The sequence below is a fragment of the Bradyrhizobium tropiciagri genome (assembly GCF_018130505.1).
In the GTDB taxonomy this organism is placed as follows: Bacteria; Pseudomonadota; Alphaproteobacteria; order Rhizobiales; family Xanthobacteraceae; genus Bradyrhizobium; species Bradyrhizobium tropiciagri_B.
Genome location: NZ_JAFCKH010000009.1, coordinates 336,331 through 355,549 on the forward strand (window position 1 = coordinate 336,331; position 19,219 = coordinate 355,549).

Annotated in this window: 15 protein-coding genes; 7 read left to right on the forward strand and 8 right to left on the reverse strand. The window is 65.0% G+C overall.

Going from position 1 to position 19,219, the window contains the following annotated elements:
* Positions 1-7 precede the first annotated feature (7 nt).
* Positions 8-1,177 carry an acyl-CoA dehydrogenase family protein gene (locus JQ633_RS24045; protein ID WP_211987538.1) on the reverse strand — a complete coding sequence of 390 codons (1,170 nt, stop codon included), beginning with the start codon at positions 1,175-1,177 and terminating at the stop codon, positions 8-10.
* 113 nt (positions 1,178-1,290) lie between these two features.
* On the opposite strand from JQ633_RS24045, the gene JQ633_RS24050 reads away from it, so the two are divergent.
* Positions 1,291-2,214 (forward strand): LysR substrate-binding domain-containing protein, encoded by a 924-nt coding sequence (locus tag JQ633_RS24050; protein WP_211987539.1) that lies wholly within the window; start codon positions 1,291-1,293, stop codon positions 2,212-2,214.
* 13 nt (positions 2,215-2,227) lie between these two features.
* On the opposite strand, the gene JQ633_RS24055 is transcribed toward JQ633_RS24050, so the two are convergent.
* Both JQ633_RS24055 and JQ633_RS24060 read right to left on the reverse strand, forming a co-directional pair.
* Positions 2,228-2,821, reverse strand: coding sequence for a thiamine pyrophosphate-dependent enzyme (locus tag JQ633_RS24055; protein ID WP_211987540.1), 594 nt, complete (start codon positions 2,819-2,821; stop codon positions 2,228-2,230).
* Positions 2,821-3,378 (reverse strand): thiamine pyrophosphate-binding protein, encoded by a 558-nt coding sequence (locus JQ633_RS24060; protein ID WP_211987541.1) that lies wholly within the window; start codon positions 3,376-3,378, stop codon positions 2,821-2,823. The genes JQ633_RS24055 and JQ633_RS24060 overlap by 1 nt, the downstream gene beginning before the upstream one ends.
* 284 nt (positions 3,379-3,662) lie before the next feature.
* Here JQ633_RS24060 and JQ633_RS24065 point away from each other — a divergent pair, with 284 nt between their 5' ends.
* Positions 3,663-5,390, forward strand: coding sequence for a cache domain-containing protein (locus JQ633_RS24065; protein WP_211987542.1), 1,728 nt, complete (start codon positions 3,663-3,665; stop codon positions 5,388-5,390).
* Positions 5,391-5,554: 164 nt separating this feature from the next.
* Positions 5,555-6,514, forward strand: a complete 960-nt coding sequence (locus JQ633_RS24070; protein ID WP_249159588.1) for an ABC transporter substrate-binding protein — start codon at positions 5,555-5,557, stop codon at positions 6,512-6,514.
* Positions 6,515-6,519: 5 nt separating this feature from the next.
* On the opposite strand, the gene JQ633_RS24075 is transcribed toward JQ633_RS24070, so the two are convergent.
* The gene (locus JQ633_RS24075; protein ID WP_211987544.1) at positions 6,520-8,370 is read right to left on the reverse strand and encodes a class I SAM-dependent methyltransferase; all 1,851 of its coding nucleotides are present in this window, start codon (positions 8,368-8,370) and stop codon (positions 6,520-6,522) included.
* A gap of 183 nt (positions 8,371-8,553) precedes the next feature.
* On the opposite strand from JQ633_RS24075, the gene JQ633_RS24080 reads away from it, so the two are divergent.
* Positions 8,554-10,353 carry a WG repeat-containing protein gene (locus JQ633_RS24080; protein WP_211987545.1) on the forward strand — a complete coding sequence of 600 codons (1,800 nt, stop codon included), beginning with the start codon at positions 8,554-8,556 and terminating at the stop codon, positions 10,351-10,353.
* 125 nt (positions 10,354-10,478) lie between these two features.
* Positions 10,479-10,826 (forward strand): hypothetical protein, encoded by a 348-nt coding sequence (locus JQ633_RS24085; RefSeq protein ID WP_211987546.1) that lies wholly within the window; start codon positions 10,479-10,481, stop codon positions 10,824-10,826.
* A gap of 37 nt (positions 10,827-10,863) precedes the next feature.
* Here the strand turns inward: JQ633_RS24085 and JQ633_RS24090 are convergent, their stop codons facing one another.
* Entirely contained in the window at positions 10,864-12,138 is a 1,275-nt protein-coding gene (locus JQ633_RS24090) for a cytochrome P450 (protein ID WP_211987547.1), read from the reverse strand.
* A 30-nt stretch (positions 12,139-12,168) separates the two neighbouring features.
* Positions 12,169-13,440: a cytochrome P450 gene (locus JQ633_RS24095; RefSeq protein WP_211987548.1), complete on the reverse strand. Its 1,272-nt coding sequence runs from the start codon at positions 13,438-13,440 to the stop codon at positions 12,169-12,171.
* 470 nt (positions 13,441-13,910) lie between these two features.
* Between JQ633_RS24095 and JQ633_RS24100 the strand changes: the two genes are divergently transcribed.
* Together JQ633_RS24100 and JQ633_RS24105 are read left to right on the forward strand one after the other, a co-directional pair.
* A complete protein-coding gene (locus tag JQ633_RS24100; protein ID WP_211987620.1) occupies positions 13,911-15,062 on the forward strand; it encodes a DUF898 family protein in 1,152 nt (383 codons plus the stop codon).
* 4 nt (positions 15,063-15,066) lie between these two features.
* A complete protein-coding gene (locus JQ633_RS24105) occupies positions 15,067-16,194 on the forward strand; it encodes a M48 family metallopeptidase (protein WP_211987549.1) in 1,128 nt (375 codons plus the stop codon).
* 193 nt (positions 16,195-16,387) lie between these two features.
* On the opposite strand, the gene JQ633_RS24110 is transcribed toward JQ633_RS24105, so the two are convergent.
* Together JQ633_RS24110 and JQ633_RS24115 are read right to left on the reverse strand one after the other, a co-directional pair.
* Positions 16,388-17,590 (reverse strand): calcium-binding protein, encoded by a 1,203-nt coding sequence (locus tag JQ633_RS24110; protein WP_211987550.1) that lies wholly within the window; start codon positions 17,588-17,590, stop codon positions 16,388-16,390.
* Between the two features lie 247 nt (positions 17,591-17,837).
* Positions 17,838-19,040 carry a calcium-binding protein gene (locus tag JQ633_RS24115; protein ID WP_211987551.1) on the reverse strand — a complete coding sequence of 401 codons (1,203 nt, stop codon included), beginning with the start codon at positions 19,038-19,040 and terminating at the stop codon, positions 17,838-17,840.
* Between the last annotated feature and the right edge of the window lie 179 nt (positions 19,041-19,219).

Sequence of the window (19,219 nt, forward strand, 5' to 3'; positions counted from 1 at the left end):
TGCGAACTCAGTAGGAGCGGGGCATGCCGAGCACGTGCTCGGCGACGAAGGAGAGGATCAGGTTGGTCGAGATCGGCGCCACCTGATAGAGCCGGGTCTCGCGGAACTTGCGCTCGACGTCGTACTCCTCGGCGAAGCCGAAACCGCCATGGGTCTGCACGCAGGCATTGGCCGCTTCCCAGGAAGCGTCCGCCGCCAGCATCTTGGCCATGTTGGCCTCGGCGCCGCAGTCCTGCCCGGCTTCGTATTTGCGGGTGGCTTCCTTCACCATCAGTTCGGCCGCGCGCATCGACGCATAGGCCTTGGCGATCGGGAACTGGATGCCTTGGTTTTGGCCGATCGGCCGGCCGAACACGCTGCGCTCCTTGGCGTAGTTGGTCGCCTTCTGGATGAACCACTTGGCATCGCCGACGCATTCGGCGGCGATCAAGATCCGCTCGGCGTTCATGCCGGACAGGATGTAGCGGAAGCCCTTGCCTTCCTCGCCGATCAGATTCTCCGCCGGCACCTTCATGTCGGTGAAGAACACTTCGGTGGTGGCGTGGTTCATCATGGTTCTGATAGGGCGGATCTCCAGACCCTTGCCCTTCACCTCGCGCATGTCGACGATGAACACCGACAGGCCGTCGGTGCGCTTCTTGGCGCCCTCCTTCGGCGTGGTGCGCGCCAGGAGGATCATCAGGTCGGAATATTCAGCGCGGCTGGTCCAGATCTTCTGGCCGTTGACGACGTAATGATCGCCCTCGCGGCGCGCAAAAGTCTTCAGCGACGAGGTGTCGGTGCCGCTGGTGGGCTCGGTGACGCCGAACGCCTGCAGCCGCAATTCGCCAGTTGCGACCTTCGGCAGATACTTCGCCTTCTGTGCGTCATTGCCGTGCCGCAGCACGGTGCCCATCGTGTACATCTGGGCGTGACAGCCGCCGCCGTTGCAGCCGGCGCGCTGGATCTCTTCCAGGATCGCCGCCGCCGCCGACAGCTTCAGGCCCGCGCCGCCATATTCCTCGGGGATCAGAACCGAGAGGTAGCCGGCCTCCGTCAGCGCATCGACGAATTCCTTCGGATACGCCATCTGGCGGTCGAGCTTGCGCCAGTATTCGCCGGGAAACTGCGCGCAGAGCTTGGCGACGGCGTCGCGGATGTCGGAATGGTCGTCTTGCTGAATGTCGTGTGCGGTCATGGGTTCTTCTTGTCGCGAGGTTGCGGACAACGCGCCCGCCATTGTGGGGCCCCGGTAAACTCCCTATGCTGTTTTGTTATAGCGTATGAACCTGCCTTCCAGGATTGGCAAGTATGGATTTCCGCCAGCTTAGGACCTTTGCGTGCGTCGCGGAACTCGGGAGTCTGAGCAAGGCGTCCGATACGCTGCGGGTCGCGCAGCCGGCGCTGAGCCGCCAGATCAAGCTGCTGGAACACGAGCTGCGCACCGAATTGTTCACGCGAAACGGCCGCGGCATGGTGCTGACCGATGCTGGCCGGCTGCTGCTGGCGCGCACCAGCGGTATCGTGCGGCAGATCGACCAGATCCGCGACGACATCCAGTCCGCCGGCGGCGCGCCCTCGGGCCGGGTGGTACTGGGATTGATCCCGACCGTGAGCTGCGTGCTGTCGGCGCGGCTGGCACGGCGTACCGTGGAGCGCTACCCCGGCATCTCGCTCTGCATCGTCGAGAGCTACAGCGGCCATTTGATCGAATGGCTGCATCGAGGCGAGATGGATCTTGCCGTGATCTACGGGCCGTCGGTCGATCTGCATCTGGCGGTGCAGAGCCTCGGCCGCGACAGCATCGTTGCGGTCGGCCCGCGCGGCAGCGGGCTGAAGCAGAAGAAGCAGGTCGATATCGGCTGGCTGCTGCGCCAGCGCCTGGTGCTGCCAAGTCATTCGCACGGGCTCCGTGCGCTGATCGAGCACGCCGCGGCGAAGCGCAAGCTCGATATCGACGTCAAGCTCGAGGCGGATTCGTTCCGCGTGCTGACCAGCCTGGTCGAGGAGGGGCTCGGATACACGCTGCTGCCGCCGTCCTCGGTCCGCGCCGAGGTCGCCGATGGCCGGCTCGAGACCGCGCCGCTGGCGCGGCCGGCGCCGCGGCGCGAGCTGGCGCTGGCCTCGCCGGTCGAGCATCCCGGCTCCAGCGCGATCTCGCTGATCGCAAAGCTGCTGCGCGACGAGGTCGCCGCCTGCCGCGCCGAGGGGCTCTGGGACATCCAGCTCGCCTGAGCGCGGCTTTGCATCAACTCACCGCGAAGCCAAGATGAGCGCGGAAGCGGTTCTTCAGATACGCGCCGTCGCGCGGTGGTAGCGCGCGCTCGACCTCGCCGGCGGCAATCCTGATCCGCGCCAGCCGCGGGCCGCTGCCGACGTCGCGCAGGCTGGTGCGGAAGGCTTCGATGCCGGCCATGTCTGCGATATCAGAGACCGAACGGATGCCCGCGCCGCTCGCGATCACTTCCAGCTTCGCACCGAGCCCGGAATGGCTGAGTTGCATCCCGGTCTCGCCGAAATGGCCGTTGTCGAGCACCGCGATCGAGAGATTGCCGGGCTGCTTGGTTGCGATGGTCAGGAGGCTGCCGATTCCCATCAGCTGCTCGCCGTCGCCGGTGATCACGAGCACCGGGCGCTTCGGCTGCGCCAGCGCAAGCCCGAGCCCCATCATCGCCGCGCCACCCATCGCGCCCCAGAGATAGAAATTGCCGGGATGCTCGCCGGCGTCGAACACGTCGTAGGACGAGGAGCCGAGCCCGGAGATCACCAGCAGGTCGCCGCGGTCGGCGAGCAGCGCCTTCACGGCGGCGCGGCGGTCGAGCGTTCCCAAAGTCGCTGACATCAGTGAGTCTCCTTCGTCCACTTCTTGCGGCCGATCATCCGCTGCGAAATCAAGACCGCGACCTGCTGGTCGCCGTCATAGGCAAGCGAAGCCGCGGCCGAGATCACCTCTTCGGCATCGTCAGGGTTGTCCAGCCGCAGCACGGTAACGCCCATGATCTCGAAGGCCTGCGGCGTCGCCTTGCCCATCGGGATCTGCCAGGGATTGAACTCGGCCCATTCGCCGCGCATCGTCACCAGCGTCAGCAGCGGGAAGCGGCAGCTCGCCATCAGCGACAGCATGTTGACGCAATTGCCGACGCCGCTGGATTGCATCAGCAGCACCGCGCGGTCGCCGCCGAGCCAGGCGCCGGCGGACAGCGCCACGCCTTCCTCCTCGGTGGTCAGCACGGTGGTCTTGATCGCGCGATCGGCGTGCGACAGCTTGATCAGCTTGGAGTGCCCCGCATCGGGGACGTAGGACAGCTGCGCCACGCCGAAATCCTTCAGCGTGCGGTAGATCGCGACCGGCCAGTCGGTGCTGGTCGCGCTGTCCTGATGTACGGCAATCTGGTCCATCTTGGCCTCGGCTCGGGCCAGCGCAACGGCGCGGCCTCACCCCTCAGGGCATAGCGTGCGAGCGCACCATGTTCTCTTCGCATCTGTGTCGCGCAGCTATGCCGGAATTTTATACCGCCCAAGGGCGGGCGACGCGGCCGCGGCTGCGTCCATCGGCGGGCTCGGCCGGCAGCCTCATTACAGCTTAAAAAGCGGCTCGGAGCCCGAGCGAGCGCCAGGCGGCAACGCACAGCGCAATTTCTTTCGCATATTGCTATACTCGTCGCATTTTCAGGTACCAGGGCATGATTGTCCGAGATCGGTTTCGCGGCCTCTTTCCGAAGTATTTCCTCGCGCTCTTCATGGCCGTCGCGATCCCGCTTGCAGTCAATGGCGGGATCGAGGCCTGGTTCGGCTATCGCGATCAGCGCGCGCAGCTGGATCAGCTGCTCGGCGTTCAGGCGTCTTCGGCGGCCGCCGAGATCCATAACTTCATCTTCGACATCACCACCCAGCTCGGCTGGCTGGTGCAGCAGCCCTGGACCGACGAGCCGGACGAGCAGCGGCGCACCGATGCGCAGCGCCTGTTGCGGCAGGCACCGGCGATCGCCAGCCTGACGCTGATCGACAACAAGGGACACGAGCGGCTTTACGTCTCGCGGGTCGGCCTGAACCGCATCGAAAGCCGCACCGATCGCTCGACCGATCCGGCGCTGGTCGGCGCCCGCGCCAACCGCATCTGGTTCAGCGACGTCAGCTACAACAGAGGCTCCGAGCCCTATCTGACGGTTGCCGTGGTGGGCAACCGGCAGGCGGCCGGCGCCGTCATCGCCGAGGTCAATCTGAAGCTGATCTGGGATGTGATATCGGCGATCAAGGTCGGACAGACCGGCATCGCCTTCGTGCTGGACGAGCCGGGCCGGCTGATCGCGCATCCCGACATCAGCCTGGTGCTGCGCGGTGCCGAGGCCTCGACCTCCCAGCCGTTTCGCAGCCTGCGTGAAGCGATTGGTCCGGGCGTCGGCTTTGCGACCAGCCAGGATGGCCGTGGGCGGATGGTCGCCGCCAGCGCGGCTGCGGTGGCCGGGCCGGACTGGACCGTGGTGGTGGAGCAGCCGCTCTCCGAAGCCTACGCGCCGATCTACGCGTCGCTGTGGCGGACGGCGGTGCTGCTCGCGGTCGGCACCATCTTCGCCGGGCTGCTGGCCTATGGCCTGGCGCACCGGATGACGGAGCCGATCAAGCTGCTCGAAGAAGGCACCGAGCGGATCGGCGCCGGATCCTTCGAGCACCGCATCTCGATCCAGACCGGCGACGAGTTTCAGCGGCTCGCCGACAGTTTCAACCGGATGGCCGGCGAATTGGCGCTGGCGCAGCAGCATCAGGAGCGCATCGCCAAGCTGAAGCGATTCCTCGCGCCGCAGGTCGCCGATCTCGTCGATAGGGCCGGCGACGACAGCGTGCTGGACGGCCGCCGCACCGACGTCGTCGTCGTGTTCTGCGACCTGCGCGGCTTCACCGCGTTTTCCGCGGGCGTCACCCCCGAGGAAGTCATGGGCGTGCTGTCGGACTATTACGACGTGCTCGGCCGGGTGATCGCGCAGTTCGAGGCGACGCTGATCAGCTTCTCCGGCGACGGGCTGATGGTGCTGGTCAACGCGCCCGTTCCGGTCGAGCAGCCGGCGCTGCGGGCCGTCGACCTTGCGATCGAGATGCAGAAGCGGGTGCAGGGGCTGATTGTCGGCTGGCGATCGCGCGGCTACCAAGTCGGCTTCGGCGTCGGGCTCGCCGAGGGATCGGCGATCGTGGGCCGGATCGGCTATGAGGACCGGCTCGACTATACGGCGATCGGCAGCGCCGTGAATCTCGCCGCCCGCCTGTGCGCTTCTGCCGCAGACCGGGAAATCCTCGTCGATGCCGTGATCGCCGCGAACGTCAGGGGCGCGCGCTCCCTGAACGACATGGGGAATCGACAAATCAAGGGCTTCGACGAAGCCATTCCGGTATTTGGAATTCCCTTCGATGCGCATTAGCCGATGCTGCCGCGCAGCTGCATGGCACAATCCGCTGGCGACTGGCCTTGTCTCGTGGGCTATGCTTCGAGCGGCGGCGAATGGCGGCAGGTTGCCTGGGCATGAGAAGCGCTGATTCGAGTGCAGCAACGTCGCGCGGACGCATGAGGCGCCGCGACGTCCTCATGCTGATGTCCGCCGCCGCGGCCTGGACCACGTCTGCGCGTGCGCAGAAGCCGTCGATGCCGGTCATCGGCTATCTCTGCCCGGAATCGCCTGAGCTGTTCGGCAGCCGGCTACGCGCCTTCCACCAGGGGCTGCGCGAAGCCGGCTTCGTCGAAGGCCGCAACGTCGCGATCGAATATGAATGGGCCCACGGGCAATATGCGCGGCTGCCTGCCCTGGCCGCCGAACTGGTCGCGCGCAACGTCGATGTCGTGGTCGCACCCGGCGGCGCGCCGGTTGCGCTCGCCGTGAAGGGCACCGGCACCACAAGCACGATCATCTTCGAGATGGGGGGCGACCCGGTTCAGCTCGGCGTCGTCGACAGCCTGCCGCGGCCGGGCGCCAACATCACCGGCGTGTCGAGCCTGAGCGTCGACGTGTCGCCGAAGCGGCTTGAACTGATGCACGAGCTGCTGCCGGCCGCGACCACGCTGGCGGTTGCCGTCAACCCGACCAGCCCGACCGCCAATTCGCAGGTGCAGAAGCTGCACTCTGCCGCCGAAACTCTCGGTGTCCAGCTGCGGGTGCTGAACGCAAGCAAGGAAGAGGAATTCGAATCCGTGTTCTCGACGGTCGCCGGCGAGGCGGCCAACGGGATCGTCTTCACCTCCGATCCCTATTTTGCATTTCGCAGCCGGCGCCTCGCCGACCTCGCCATCAAATACGGCCTGCCGGCCATCACGCAGACCCGCGACTTCCCGATCGCCGGCGGCTTGATGAGCTATGGCGGGGACTTCGTGCAGTCGCATCGGCGCGCCGGCATCTACGCCGGACGGGTGCTCAAGGGCGAGAAGCCGGCCGATCTGCCGGTGCAACTGGTCACCAAGGTCGAGCTCGTCATCAATTTGAAGACTGCCAAGCTGCTCGGCCGCGAGTTCTCGGCTTCGGTCATCAGCGGCGCGGATGAAGTGATCGAGTAGGCGCGTCAGTCGGCATTCTTGCCCGCCATGAAGACGTACATGTCCCAGAACGTCGCCGGATGGCGTTCCTCGAAACGGTGCCACTGATCGAGGTTGGTCTCGTCGGCCGCGTCCGCAAACTGGCGGCGAAACGTGTCGATCACCGCCGGGTCGTCGAACGGCTCGAAGCCGAGGAACGACAGGCCGTTGTCGTTCAGGAATGCCGCGATCGCGGGGATCGTGAAGCGGTGCTCCATGACGTTGAACAGCAGGTCGCGGCAGCCGCTCATGCTGTAGAAATCCCGCGCGCCGATCAGCGCCTGCCATTGCTGCGGCTCGCGGATCATGTCCTGGCGGCACCGCCTGATGTCCTCGGCGGTGGTGCGATAGCCGCGCGCCGCGATGCGCGCGCGCGCCTCCACGATGACGCGGCGCGCCAGTTCGCTGTAGAGCCCGATCCGCATCTTGCCGCCCGGCCGCAGCAGCGAGACCAGCACGCGCCAGCCGTTGGTCGGCTCGGCAAGGTGATGCAGCACGCCGACCGACTCGATGTGATCGAAGCTGCGGCCGAGCGTGCCGAGCTCCAGAATATCCGCCTGCGCATATTCGATGTTGCGCAGGCCGAGCTCCCGCGTCTTGCGTCGCGCATAGGCAAGGCTGGTCAGGCTGATGTCGACCGCGAGCAGGCGGGCGTTCGGATAGACCTGTGCGATCTGGACCGCGTGCGAGCCGGTGCCGCAGCCCGCGATCAGGATGTCCAATGCGGCCTGCCGTTCCGCCGACGGCACGACCTTGCCGCGCGCCTGATCGGCCGCGAAGGCGGTGAGCGGATTGATGGTCCAGCGCGGATAGGGATTTTCCTGATACTGGCGCATCACTTCGAGCGAGACGCCGTCCTTGACCGGGGTGAGCGCCGCGATCGCGCTGCGATCGTTCGCTTCCTCGATCGGCTCGCGGAGCTGCACCTGCAACAGGCCGGCGACGGCCGCGGGCCAGTCCCGCCGCAGCAGCGTGTCCGCCATCGACAGCGTGTGAAGCGGGACATACGCCGCAACGACGGCCAGCGCGAGCGGAGCGATCGCGGTCCCCGACGCAAGATCTTGCAGCAACCGATCGCGCAGGGCGGTCGCATGTCCGCATTCAGCCTCGCTCTCCGCAAGGGCATATTCGCCGATGAAACACTGCCGGGCGAGGGCGCAGGCAAAGGCGAGGACGTCGTCGCCAGTCTCGCCACCGGCCTTGCCCGGCTCAGTGGCGAGCCGCAGCAGCTCGGCGCGCGCATATCCCAGCAGCACTTCGAGCTGCACGCTCGCCAGCGTCGTTGCCTCCATCGCACAGCGCAGAAAGAGGTCCTTCGCAAGCGGCGCGAGACCTTCATTGCCGAACAGCTCGGCGCCGGCAACCGCCAGCGGCCACTTCCGGGCGATCCGCTCGACATACGCGGCGATAACAGGGCTCTGCAGGATGAAGCCGACGGCCTTCCCTTCCATGCCGAGCGCCAGCGCCCTGCTGAAATGCGCGACCGCCTTGCCGCGATTGCCGAGCGCCTGGTGCGAATTGCCGGCATTGTAATGGCACGCGGCGTTCACCTCGTCCGCAGCGATCGCCCTGGTGAACATCTTCACCGCGCCCCGATGATCGCCCGAGGCCTGCGCCATCAAGCCGAGCAGGTTCAGGCTCGGCACATGATCGGGCTCGCGCGCGAGGATGTCGCGGCAAACCGCTTGCGCTTCACTGAAGCGTCCCATCGCACGCAGCCGGCTTGCCTCGGCGGCGAGGTCGGCGATGCCGATGCCGGCCGCGAAGGCGGGCGCGTTCGCCCCGCCCGCGGAGGCGCCGCGTTGCTTCTCGGCCGCACGTCGTTCTTTCCGGTTCATGGTATTGTCCAAGCGTTGAAGCGACGGCGCTTACCGCCCGGAGTGATCTATCACATTTGTTCATAGTTAGCGGTAACCGACGATTCAGCAATGCGCCGGAACAACCGGCTCGACGGCCGGAGATGCGCTACATTACCTGAAGTTGTGCTCGTCGCATCTCGCGCATGGCAAGGGAGCTCGGCCTTGAATTCATGCTTTCGTCTGCTCGCCGGCGCCGTCATCATGCTTGCAGCGGCGCAAGACGCGTTCGGACAATCCGCCGCGGGCCTGCCTCGCACCGTCGGTTCGGAGGGGCAGGCCGATCTGCTGGAAAGCCTGGCGCGAAAGAAGGGCGACGCGCTGATCCCCACATGCAGGTTTGAGGGGGCTCGATGCGGTTACATCGATCGCAACGGCAACACGGTCGTCGCTCCTCAATTTGAATGGGCCGACCGCTTCGTCGCCGACCGGGCGCTGGTTCGCAGCGCCGGAAAATATGGCGCAATCGACGCGACGGGTCGTTTCGTGATTGACCCGGCCTACGATCAGATGAGCAGCCTCGATCATAGCTTGGCACTGGTCGTTGTTGGAAATCGGATGGGCGTGATCGACGAGAACGGCCAATCGATCGTGCCGGCGGAATATGGCGCGATCATCCGTCTCTCGCTGGATGCGTTCCTCGTTGCGGAGCCGTTTTACGTCGATTCGCGCCGACGGCTCGAGTGGCCGAGTTCATATCTAACTCCTCATGCGTATGGCAAGCGATGGGGCATCGTCGCCAGCGGCGGCAGCTGGATCGTCCGACCGGTATTCGCGCAGGTGCAGTTGCTCTCGGACGATCCGAATGGGCTGTTCTGGGCGGCGAATCCTGCGCACACGGATGCCCGGTGGCAGTTGATGGATTTGAAGGGGGTGCCGGTCAACGACGACCGATTCGACCAGGTGCAGAAGATCCAGCGTGGGCAGGATCGCGCCATTGTCAGTCGTGGCAAACAGTGGGGCGCCGTCGATGGCAAGGGCGAAATCGTCGTCCCGCTGAAATTCGACTGGCTCGGCTATTTTCGTGACGGCTGGGCGCCCTATCGGCTGGCCGGACGTGAGGGACGGATCGACCGTGACGGAAACATACTTTCGGATGAGGCTGCTCGGCCCTCGAGTTTGGACGGCAAGCTCGGCGCTGTCGTCGACGGCAAGCCGCTTTATACCGATCAGGCCGGCACCCGATTGCTCGGCACCGATCATCCGAAGTGCCCGGACGGCCGTCATCTCGATTTCGCGCGGGGACACTGGACCATCATGGCGGCTGACGACCGGCCGGCGCCCGATACGGCGTTCGAGTACGTTGAACTGGCGTGCAATGCACCTTCCATCGTCAAGCACGATGTCAAATGGGGCTTCATCCTGACGGATGGCACGCTTTTGGCCGGACGCTATTTCGATCGGGCGAATGCGTTTCACGACGGGATCGCGACGATCAGCGAGAAGGGACAATGGGCTGTCATCGGGGAGGACGGATCGTTTCTGCTCGGGCCACTCAAGCTGGCGAGAGGCATCGTTACCAGCGGCGCCGGCGAGTACAGCATCGAATTCGAGGAAGGCTACAGGACGCTCGACAAATCTCTGATCGCCGAACTGGCGCGCAATCCTGACGTCTTGACCAGGCGTCTTACGCCACGGCTGCCGTGGTCCGAGGGGCTCGCGGCAAAGCTCGACGACGGGACCGGTAAATGGGGATTTGTCGATCCAGCAGGAAAGTTCGTGATCGCGCCGCAATTTGACGCCGTGAGTAGTTTCAATGATGGCGCGGCCTGGGCGGCATTTCCTGACCGCCGTGAGTGGTGTCAGATCGATAAGGCCGGGCAGATCAAGCCAGACGTCAAGTGCCGATGCCACCAGCCGCTCGTGATCTTGGAGCGCGACAGGCCTCCGGCCGACATTGCCTGCTACGACTACGGCATTCGGATTGTTCGCGGTCTTCCTGTGATCCGCGGAATGGCCAAGTGAGCTCGCACCGGGAAGCCTCGTTGGAACCATGCTTCGCCGGCTTGGTTGTCGGTTGTCATTAATCACGCAAAGCACATTGAATGCCGTATTTTTCCAATCGATCGCTTGCCGTTCTGAGCTTTCCGTTGCTGCTTCTGCTCGGCGGTTGCGGCGGCGACAAGGTCGCGTGCGACTCCATCGAGACACGGAATGCGGTGCTGCAGAAGGTCGCGGACGACCATCGCAATCCGCTGGTCAATTACGCCGCCAAGGAATCGACAGCGAAGCCGAATCCGGAGAACAGCAAGCCGCTCTACCAGCTCGGTGAGAGGATCGTCACGACGTCGACGAGCGCGGACAAGCGCACGCTGCACTGTAGCGGCGGGATTTCGGCGAGTGTTGGAGATGCGAAAGCGTCGAAGGAGATTGAGTTCACGGTCCAGCAGGAGCCGGACGGCAAGATATCCGTCTCGGTCGTTCCTTTTCAATTCTGAATCCCGCCGCTCATGCGCGGCAAGTTCGACGCTGGCGTCAGCCCGGGATCCGCACCGGCAGGTTCTCGATGCCACGGACGAAGCTGGAGTAGACCCGCTTCGGCTCGCCGACCACCTCGATGCGGTCGAAGCGCTTCAGCATCTCTTCCCAGACGATGCGAAGCTGCAGCTCGGCGAGGCGCATGCCGACGCAGCGGTGGATGCCGAAGCCGAACGACAGATGGATGCGCGGCCGGGCGCGATCGATGATGAACTCGTCGGGACGCTCGATCACCTCGTCGTCGCGGTTGCCCGAGACGTACCACATCACGACGCGGTCGCCCTTGCGGATCGTCTTGCCGCCGATCTCGGTGTCCTGCAGCGCGGTGCGCCGCATATGCGCCAGCGGGGTCTGCCAGCGGATCACCTCGGGCACCATGGTGTCGATCAGCGCCGGATTCGCCTTCAGCTTGGCAAACTGCTCGGGATGCTCGTGCAGCGCCAGCACCGAGCCGCTCATGGTGTTGCGCGTGGTGTCGTTGCCGCCGACGATCAAGAGGATGATGTTGCCCATCAGATTGTCGGGATCCATGTGCCGCGTGGCGTCGCTATGCGCCATCATCGACAGCAGGTCGTTGCGCGGCGTCGAGTTGACGCGCTCGTTCCAGAGCTGCGAGAAATAGGCGTAGCACTCGTCCATTTCCTGCCGCCGCTGCTCCGGCGAATCGACGACGCCGCTCTTCGGCAGCGCGGTCGAGACGTCGGACCAGCGCGTCAGCTTGCGCCGCTCTTCCCAGGGGAAGTCGAACAGCGTCGCCAGCATCTGCGTGGTCAACTCGATCGAGACGCGCTCGACGAAGTTGAAGGTCTCGTTGCGCGGCAGATTGTCGAGCACGCTCTGCGAGCGCTGCCGGATCAGCTTGGCGAGCTCGTCGAGATGCGTCGGCGTGAACATCGGCGAGACGGTCTTGCGCTGATGGGCGTGCCGCGGCTGGTCCATCGCGATGAAGCTCGGATAGTCGTAGCCGGGCGGCACGTCTCGGATCGAGATGCCGCCGAGCGTGGAGTCCGAGGAGAAGATGCCGTGGCTGGTGTCGACATGCATGATGTCGTTGTACTTCACGACCGACCAATAGGGTTCGATCGGCGAGTTGGTGCAGTAATGCACCGGCTCTTCCTTGCGCAGCCGCTCGAACCACGGCCACAGCGTGTCGTCGCGGAACAGCCTCGGCGCGCCCGGATGGAAATCCTTCAGCGGCGTCGCGTAGGCCTCCTCGCGCGCCTGGCGCAGCTGCTCGGCCCGGTCGGCACGGATTGCGGTCTGGACGTTCATGGTTCTTGATCCCGGTTGGCTCGTGAGGCGTCAGGCGGCAATGCGGACCGGCAGCGTCTCGTAGCCCTTGATGAAGCTTGAATACACCCGTTGCGGCTCTTCCACCACCTCGATGGTGTCGAAGCGCTTGAGGATCTCTTCCCAGATGATCTTGAGCTGCAACTCGGCGAGGCGGAGGCCGACGCAGCGGTGGATGCCGAAGCCGAAAGAGATATGAGTGCGCGGCCGGGCGCGCTCGATGTCGAATTCGTAGGGCCGCTCGATCGCCTCCTCGTCGCGGTTGCCCGAGACGTACCACATCACGACCTTGTCACCCTTCTTGATCTGGCGCCCGCGGAACTCGTAGTCGGCCAGCGCCGTGCGCCGCATGTGGGCGAGTGGCGTCTGCCAGCGGATCACTTCCGGCACGAAGGAGTCGATCAGCGCCGGGTTTGCCTTCAGCTTGCGATACTGTTCCGGATGCTTGCTCAGCGCGTAGATGCTGCCGGACAGCGTGTTGCGGGTGGTGTCGTTGCCGCCGACGATCAGCAGGATCAGGTTGCCGAGGAAGTTCTTCGGGTCCATGTTCCGCGTCGCGTCGCTGTGCGCCATCATCGACAGCAGATCGCTCTTCGGCGGCTGGCTCGAGCGTTCCTTCCACAGCCTCGCGAAATAGCTCGCGCATTCCATTAGCTCGGCCTGACGCTCGTCCTCGGTGGCGACGAGGCCGCCGGCGCCGGGCAGGGTGGTGGCGACGTCGGACCAGCGCGTCAGCTTGCGGCGGTCTTCCCAGGGGAAGTCGAACAGCACTGCGAGCATCTGCGTGGTCAGTTCGATCGAGACCTTGTCGACCCAGTCGAACACCTCGCCGCGCGGCAGGTTGTCGAGGCATTCGGTCGAGCGCTTGCGGATGTTGACGGCGAGATCGTCGAGGTGCGTCGGCGTGAACATCGGCGCCACGGTCTTGCGCTGCGCCGAATGCCGCGGCTGGTCCATCGCGATGAAACTCTCGCGGCGCAGGTCCGGCGGCACGTCGCGGATGGTGATGCCGCCGAGCGACGCGGCGGATGAGAACACCGAGTGGTTGGTCTCGATGTCCATGATGTCGTTGTACCGGGTAACCGACCAGTACGGCCCGAACATCGAATCCTTGCAATAGTGCACGGGGTCTTCGCGGCGCAGCCGGTCGAAGTAGGGCCAGAACGTATCCGACTTGAACAATTCGGGATCGCCGGGATCGTAATCGGTAAGCGCAAGCGTGTTGGCGCGCTCGCGTGCGGCGTCCAGATCGGTGTCTTTGCCGAGATCGATGGTCCCGTGCATGTGCGGCTCCTCAACCGTTTTCGCGGCCGGGGCGTGGCCGGCCGATGTTTTAGCGAATTACATTCCCATTCCGCGGTTCGCGCAAGAGCCCACCTCGCGCATTTGGCCGCATCGGTAGCCGGACAAAGCGGCCGATTCCGGACCTTTCGTGGCGGCGGACGGGCGGGGTGGCTGTTTGAAACGGTGTTCGAGCCGGCAATCGCATATGGCAATCGGCCACATCCACCGCCCGCCATGTCGACCGCCGGCGGCCGCCGGCTACTTTGCATGGGGTTGTTCTTCGCATTTGGAAGTCCGCCTGCGATGCTGCCGAATCGGCGCAACACCCCGTTAATCCAAGCCAACCGCATCCGGCCAAAAACCGTGCCGCGCTCTCGACGTCGTTTGAAACCTGGATCACACTCGCAGCGACAAATCTGTGCTTTTGATGCGCAGAGATTGTCCCGTCCTGGAGCGACGTCGTGAATGACATGAGCTGGACCCCGCTGGGGCCGCCGCAGCCGCCGCAGCCGCCGGTTCCGCCGCCGATGCCGGTGGCGTTCTCCGGGAACCGGAAGGAGTTCTTCCATCTGGTGGCCCGCGGCGCCGGGCTCGAACTCGTGACAGTGGGTTTTTACCGCTTCTGGCTCGCCACCGATATCCGCCGTCATCTCTGGTCGAACACCCATATCGACGGCGACGCGCCGGAATATACCGGTCGCGGCAAGGAACTCCTGATCGGCTTTCTGGTCGCGCTGGCGATCCTGGTGCCGATCTATCTGGGCTATTTCCTTGTTGGCATCGAGGCGGAGCATGTCCGGGCGTTCGCCTCGATCCCGCTGGTTGCCTTCTTCTACATGTTCGGCCAGTTCGCGATCTACCGCGCCCGGCGCTATCGCCTGACGCGCACGGTGTGGCGCGGCGTGCGCTTCTGGATGAGCGGCTCGGGCTGGGTCTATGCGCTGAAGGCCTCGCTATGGGGGCTGCTGGTTCTGGCGACGTTCGGCCTGGCGCTACCGTGGCGCGAGGCCGCGCTTGAGCGCTACAAGATGCGCCATTCCTACTACGGCGACCTTCAAGGCTCGTTCGAGGGCCGTGGCTGGGAGTTCTTCAAGCGTGGCTGGTGGCTGTGGCTGCTGACGCCGTTCGCGCTGTACAGCACGATCTTCATTCCGTTCGTCTGGGCTGCGTTCAAGGCGATCGAGTGGCGCTGGTGGCTGTCGGGCATCCGCTTCGGCGAGGTCCGGCTGGAATCCACCCTGCGCCGGAGCGCGCTGATCGGGCTGTACTGGAAGGTGATCGGCTGGACGATGCTGCTCGGCATCGTGTTCGCTGCCTATGTCGTGCTCTGTACGCTGCTGGTCGCGAGCATGGATGGCTCCTCGATCGAGGACTTCTTCAAGACCGAGGCGTTCGCCAAGAGCATTCCGCTGCTGGTGCTGCTCGGCATCGGCTATCTCGCCTTCGCGCTGGCGATGAATGTGGTGATGCGAATCTACCTGCTGCGCGATCTCTGGGTCCGCGTGCTGTCGACCACCATCGTGCACAACATCGCGGCGGCCGCCAATGTCAGCGCGCGCGGCGAGCTTGCCAATGCGCTCGGCGAAGGCTTTGCCGACGGTCTCGACGTCGGAGGCTTCTAGAACCATGACATTGGACGGCGACGCCGCCGCTGCCGCATCTCCCGCACCCGGCGCGTCGGCTATCTATTTCGACGGTACGTCGAACCGGCGGCGCGTGGTCGCGCTCAAACTGTCGGACGCGCTTGAGATCAGGGAGGACGGCCAGCGGCTGGCGCGCTGGGCCTATGCCGACATCCGCCGTGCCGACAGCCCGGCCGGCCTGCTGCGGCTGAGCTGCCTGACCGCGCCTAATCTGGCGCGGCTCGAGATCCGCGACGACACGCTTGCCGCGAAGGTCGTTACGCTTTGCCGGCAGCTCGACGAAAATCTGCCGGGCCGCAAGGGCGTCGCCGCGATCGTCGGCTGGTCGCTGGCGGCGGCGGTGTCGATCGTGCTCGTGGTGCTGTTCGGCGTGCCGCTCGCTGCCGACCGGCTGACGCCGCTGGTGCCGGACAGCTTCGAGCGGCGGCTCGGCGATGTCGCCGAGGCGCAGGTCAAGGTGATCTTCAGCGCCAAGCGCTGCGACAATGCCGCCGGACAGGCTGCGTTCGAAAAAATGGTCGGCGCGCTCCGGCAGTCCGCCGGGCTCGACAATTCGGTGCAATCGGGCGTGCTGGCGACGCCGATCCCGAACGCCTTCGCGCTGCCGGGCGGCAAGGTCTATCTGTTCGACGGGCTGCTGGCCAAGGCCGAAAGCGCCGACGAGGTCGCCGGCGTGCTGGCCCACGAGCTCGGCCATCTCCGCCACCGCGACAGCATGCGCGAACTGATCCACAATGGCGGCACCTCGTTCCTGATCGGGCTGCTGTTCGGCGACATCACCGGTTCCGGTGCGCTGATCTTCGCCTCGCGCACGCTGGTGACGTCGTCCTATTCGCGCGATGCCGAAACCAACGCCGACAGTTTTGCGATCGAGACCATGCACCGGCTCGGCCGCCCGGCCAAGCCGATGGGCGAACTGATGGTCCGTGTCACCGGCAAGGAAGGCGGCAAGGGGCTGTCGATCGTCTCCAGCCATCCGCTGTCCGAGGACCGCCTCGCGCACATGGGCAAGGCCGACGCCGGCAACACGCTGTCCGGCGCGCCGCTGTTGTCGGCGGCCGAGTGGCGCGCGCTGAAGGGCATTTGCGGGGCAGGGGCGGAGAAGCTGTAACAGCGGTGTGCCGCCTCGCGTGTGCCACGGAGGCCCGCCCCAAACTCCGCTGTCATCGCCCGGCTCGACCGGGCGATCCAGTATTCCAGAGACAGCAGTGATCGACCGAAAGGCCGCGGCGTACCGGGTCCCCCGCTTTCGCGGGGGACGACATCGTGTATGCGGCGGCAGCTACGCCCGCTTCTTGACGTGCTCAGATGATGAAATCGGTCTGATGCAAGTTCGCCGCGTGCACCCCATCCAGCGTGATGGTGTCGTTGGCCGACAGATGAACCACGGCATCGCCGGCGGCATTGTCGCTGATCAGGCTCGACAGCGCCGTCCAGTCCGCGAAGCCATAGTCGTGCACGTTGATCATGTCGTGCTCGGTCGCGGTGCTGCCGACAGCCTTGTTGCCCTGATCGAAGTCGGTGATCAGGTCGTTGCCGGAGCCGGTGTTGAACACGAACGTATCGCTGTTGGCCCCGCCATTGAGCTGGTCATTGCCGGCGCCGCCGTTGAGGATGTCCTTGCCGCCGGTGATCGAGCCCGGCGTCGCCGGGTTGTAGCTCGCCGCATCGCCAAACAGGCGGTCGGTTGCCGCGCCGCCGGTGAGGATGTCGTTGCCGCCATGGGCATTGCCGGACATGGTCGGCGCATCACCGTACAGCACGTCCGTCGCATCGTCGGTGTAGTCGGTGCTGATCTTGACGCTGAGAACGTCATCGCCGCCCTTGGCATTGTCGGTCAGGGACGTCGAGGAATCTCCCGACATCGAGGCGCCGGAGAAGACGTTCTCGCCGCTCATGGTCAGGGCGAGGTGGTCATCGCCGCCATGCGCATCGCCGCCGATCGAACCGATGGCGTCGCCACTCGCTGTCGCCGAGCCCTCCCGGGTGTTCAGGCTGATGTCGAGCGTGTCATTGCCGCCGTGCGCGGTGCCGCTCATGGCACCACCGGCATCGCCGGCGTACAGATTGTCGTAGCCTCGCCAGCCCACCGCGCCGGTGATGGTGTCACTGCCGCCGTGCGAATCGCCGGACATGTCGCCGGCGACGTCGCCGAACGCATGCACGGTGGTGTACATCGAGTGGTCCTCGGTATGGATCGTGTCGTTGCCGCCCCTGGCGCTGTCGGTCATCGCCTGGGCATCACCGACCACGACGGCGTTGTTCCAGCCGTAGTTGAAGTTGACCGTGAGCGTATCGTTGCCGCCGTGGGACTGGCCGTGCAGCGTCGTGTTGTCGTCGCCGAAGATCGTGACTCCTGCCTCGGGCTGGCGAAGGGTTGCAGTCACGGTGTCGTTGCCGCCCCAGGCGTCGGTGGTGGTCGGAAAGTTCGGATCTCCGTAGAGGGTTTCGATTTGACCAAACTGATCGAGCAGGACGTCGATGGTGTCATTCGGCAGATGTTGCATAGCGTAACTCCCAGTTCATTGTCGGATGCGGGCCTGACGCCGGCAAATTGTTGCGCGACGCGTTGTGACCACGCTTCACGGAGACGAATCTAGTTTGCGTCGATGGCAGAGGTTTGCTGGAATTCGGGACAGAGTTTGATCGCGATGTGATTGGCAGCAGCGCGGCGGAACTCGTCGTCGCGCGGCGGCAACCGCGATGTCGCCCCGCGAGTTGTGGGCGCGACATCGCCGCCTCCGAGCGACTTTCCTAGATGATGAAGTCGGTTTGATGCAGGTTGGCCGCGTGAACTCCGTCCAGCGTGATGGAGTCGTTCGCGGAGAGATGGATCACGGCATCGCCGGCGCTATTGTCGCTGATCAGCTTCGACAGCGCCGTCCAGTCCGCAAAGCCGTAGTTCTGCACGTCGATCAGGTCGTGTTCCATCGCGGTGCTGCCGACGGCCTTGTTGCCCTGGTCGAAGTCGTTGATCGTGTCGTTGCCGGAACCGGCGTCGAAGACGAAGAAGTCGCTGTTTCCTCCGCCCCACATCTGGTCGTTGCCGGCGCCGCCGTCCAGCGTATCGATACCGCCGGTGATCGAGCCGGCCGACGCCGGCTTATAGGTCCACGCATCGCCATACATGAAGTCCCGACCCGCGCCGCCGGTCAGGATATCGTTGCCGCCATGGGAGTTGCCTTCCATGATCGGCGCATCGCCGTACATCTGCGAGATCGAGTCCGTGCCCTGGCCGTCGATCTTGACGGTCAGCACATCATCGCCGCCTTGGGTGAGATCCATCAGGGACGTCGACGAATCGCCCGACAGCCTTGCGCCGGATACGGGGCCGCTGCCGTCCAGGGTGACAGTCAGATTGTCGTCGCCGCCTTGCGCAATGCCCCTGAGGGAACCGATGGCATCACCGCTGACGGTTGCCGCGCCGTCCGTCGTGAGCACGCTGACATCGAGCGTGTCGTTGCCGCCATGCGAGGTGTCGATCATGGAACCGCCGGCATCGCCCGCGAACAAATTGGCGCCGCCGCGCCATCCGATCGAGCCCGTGATGTCGTCATTGCCGCCGTGCGCATTGCCCGACATGTCGGCCGCGACATCGCCGAAGGCCGATACCGTGGTGTAGACGGTGCCGTGGGCGTCTGCGACGATGGTATCGTTGCCGCCCTTGGCATCGTCGATCATCGATTGCGTATCGCCGACCACGACGGCATTGTTCCAGCCGCCACCGATGTCGGCGTACAGGGAGTCGTTCCCGCCCTGGGAGTGACCAAGCAGCATCGTGTGATCATCGCCGAAGATCGTCAATCGGGTGTTGAGCGCGGTGACCGTGGCCGTCACGGTGTCGTTGCCGCCTGCGGTATCAGTGGATGCCGGAAAACCGGGATCTCCGTACACGGTCTCGATTTGGCCAAATTGGTCAAGCGTGAGGTCGTAGCTGTCGTTCGGCAGATGCTGCATGACGTAACTCCCGGTTCATTGTCGGAAGCGCGCCTGACGCCTGCACAATCTTCGCGAGACGTTCGATCGACACGCTTCACCGGGAGTGAATCTACTTTGGGTAGATGGCAGGGATTTGCAGGAAATCGGGAGAGAGTTTGACCGCGTGCAGGGAACCGCTGCGCGGCGATGAAATCGCC

Bases quoted from the DNA above. Each gene is read 5' to 3' on its own strand.
- JQ633_RS24045 (WP_211987538.1), bottom strand. From the start codon at position 1,177: ATGACCGCACACGACATTCAGCAAGACGACCATTCCGACATCCGCGAC.
- JQ633_RS24050 (WP_211987539.1), top strand. From the start codon at position 1,291: ATGGATTTCCGCCAGCTTAGGACCTTTGCGTGCGTCGCGGAACTCGGG.
- JQ633_RS24055 (WP_211987540.1), bottom strand. From the start codon at position 2,821: ATGTCAGCGACTTTGGGAACGCTCGACCGCCGCGCCGCCGTGAAGGCG.
- JQ633_RS24060 (WP_211987541.1), bottom strand. From the start codon at position 3,378: ATGGACCAGATTGCCGTACATCAGGACAGCGCGACCAGCACCGACTGG.
- JQ633_RS24065 (WP_211987542.1), top strand. From the start codon at position 3,663: ATGATTGTCCGAGATCGGTTTCGCGGCCTCTTTCCGAAGTATTTCCTC.
- JQ633_RS24070 (WP_249159588.1), top strand. From the start codon at position 5,555: ATGCTGATGTCCGCCGCCGCGGCCTGGACCACGTCTGCGCGTGCGCAG.
- JQ633_RS24075 (WP_211987544.1), bottom strand. From the start codon at position 8,370: ATGAACCGGAAAGAACGACGTGCGGCCGAGAAGCAACGCGGCGCCTCC.
- JQ633_RS24090 (WP_211987547.1), bottom strand. From the start codon at position 12,138: ATGAACGTCCAGACCGCAATCCGTGCCGACCGGGCCGAGCAGCTGCGC.
- JQ633_RS24095 (WP_211987548.1), bottom strand. From the start codon at position 13,440: ATGCACGGGACCATCGATCTCGGCAAAGACACCGATCTGGACGCCGCA.
- JQ633_RS24100 (WP_211987620.1), top strand. From the start codon at position 13,911: ATGAGCTGGACCCCGCTGGGGCCGCCGCAGCCGCCGCAGCCGCCGGTT.
- JQ633_RS24105 (WP_211987549.1), top strand. From the start codon at position 15,067: ATGACATTGGACGGCGACGCCGCCGCTGCCGCATCTCCCGCACCCGGC.
- JQ633_RS24110 (WP_211987550.1), bottom strand. From the start codon at position 17,590: ATGCAACATCTGCCGAATGACACCATCGACGTCCTGCTCGATCAGTTT.
- JQ633_RS24115 (WP_211987551.1), bottom strand. From the start codon at position 19,040: ATGCAGCATCTGCCGAACGACAGCTACGACCTCACGCTTGACCAATTT.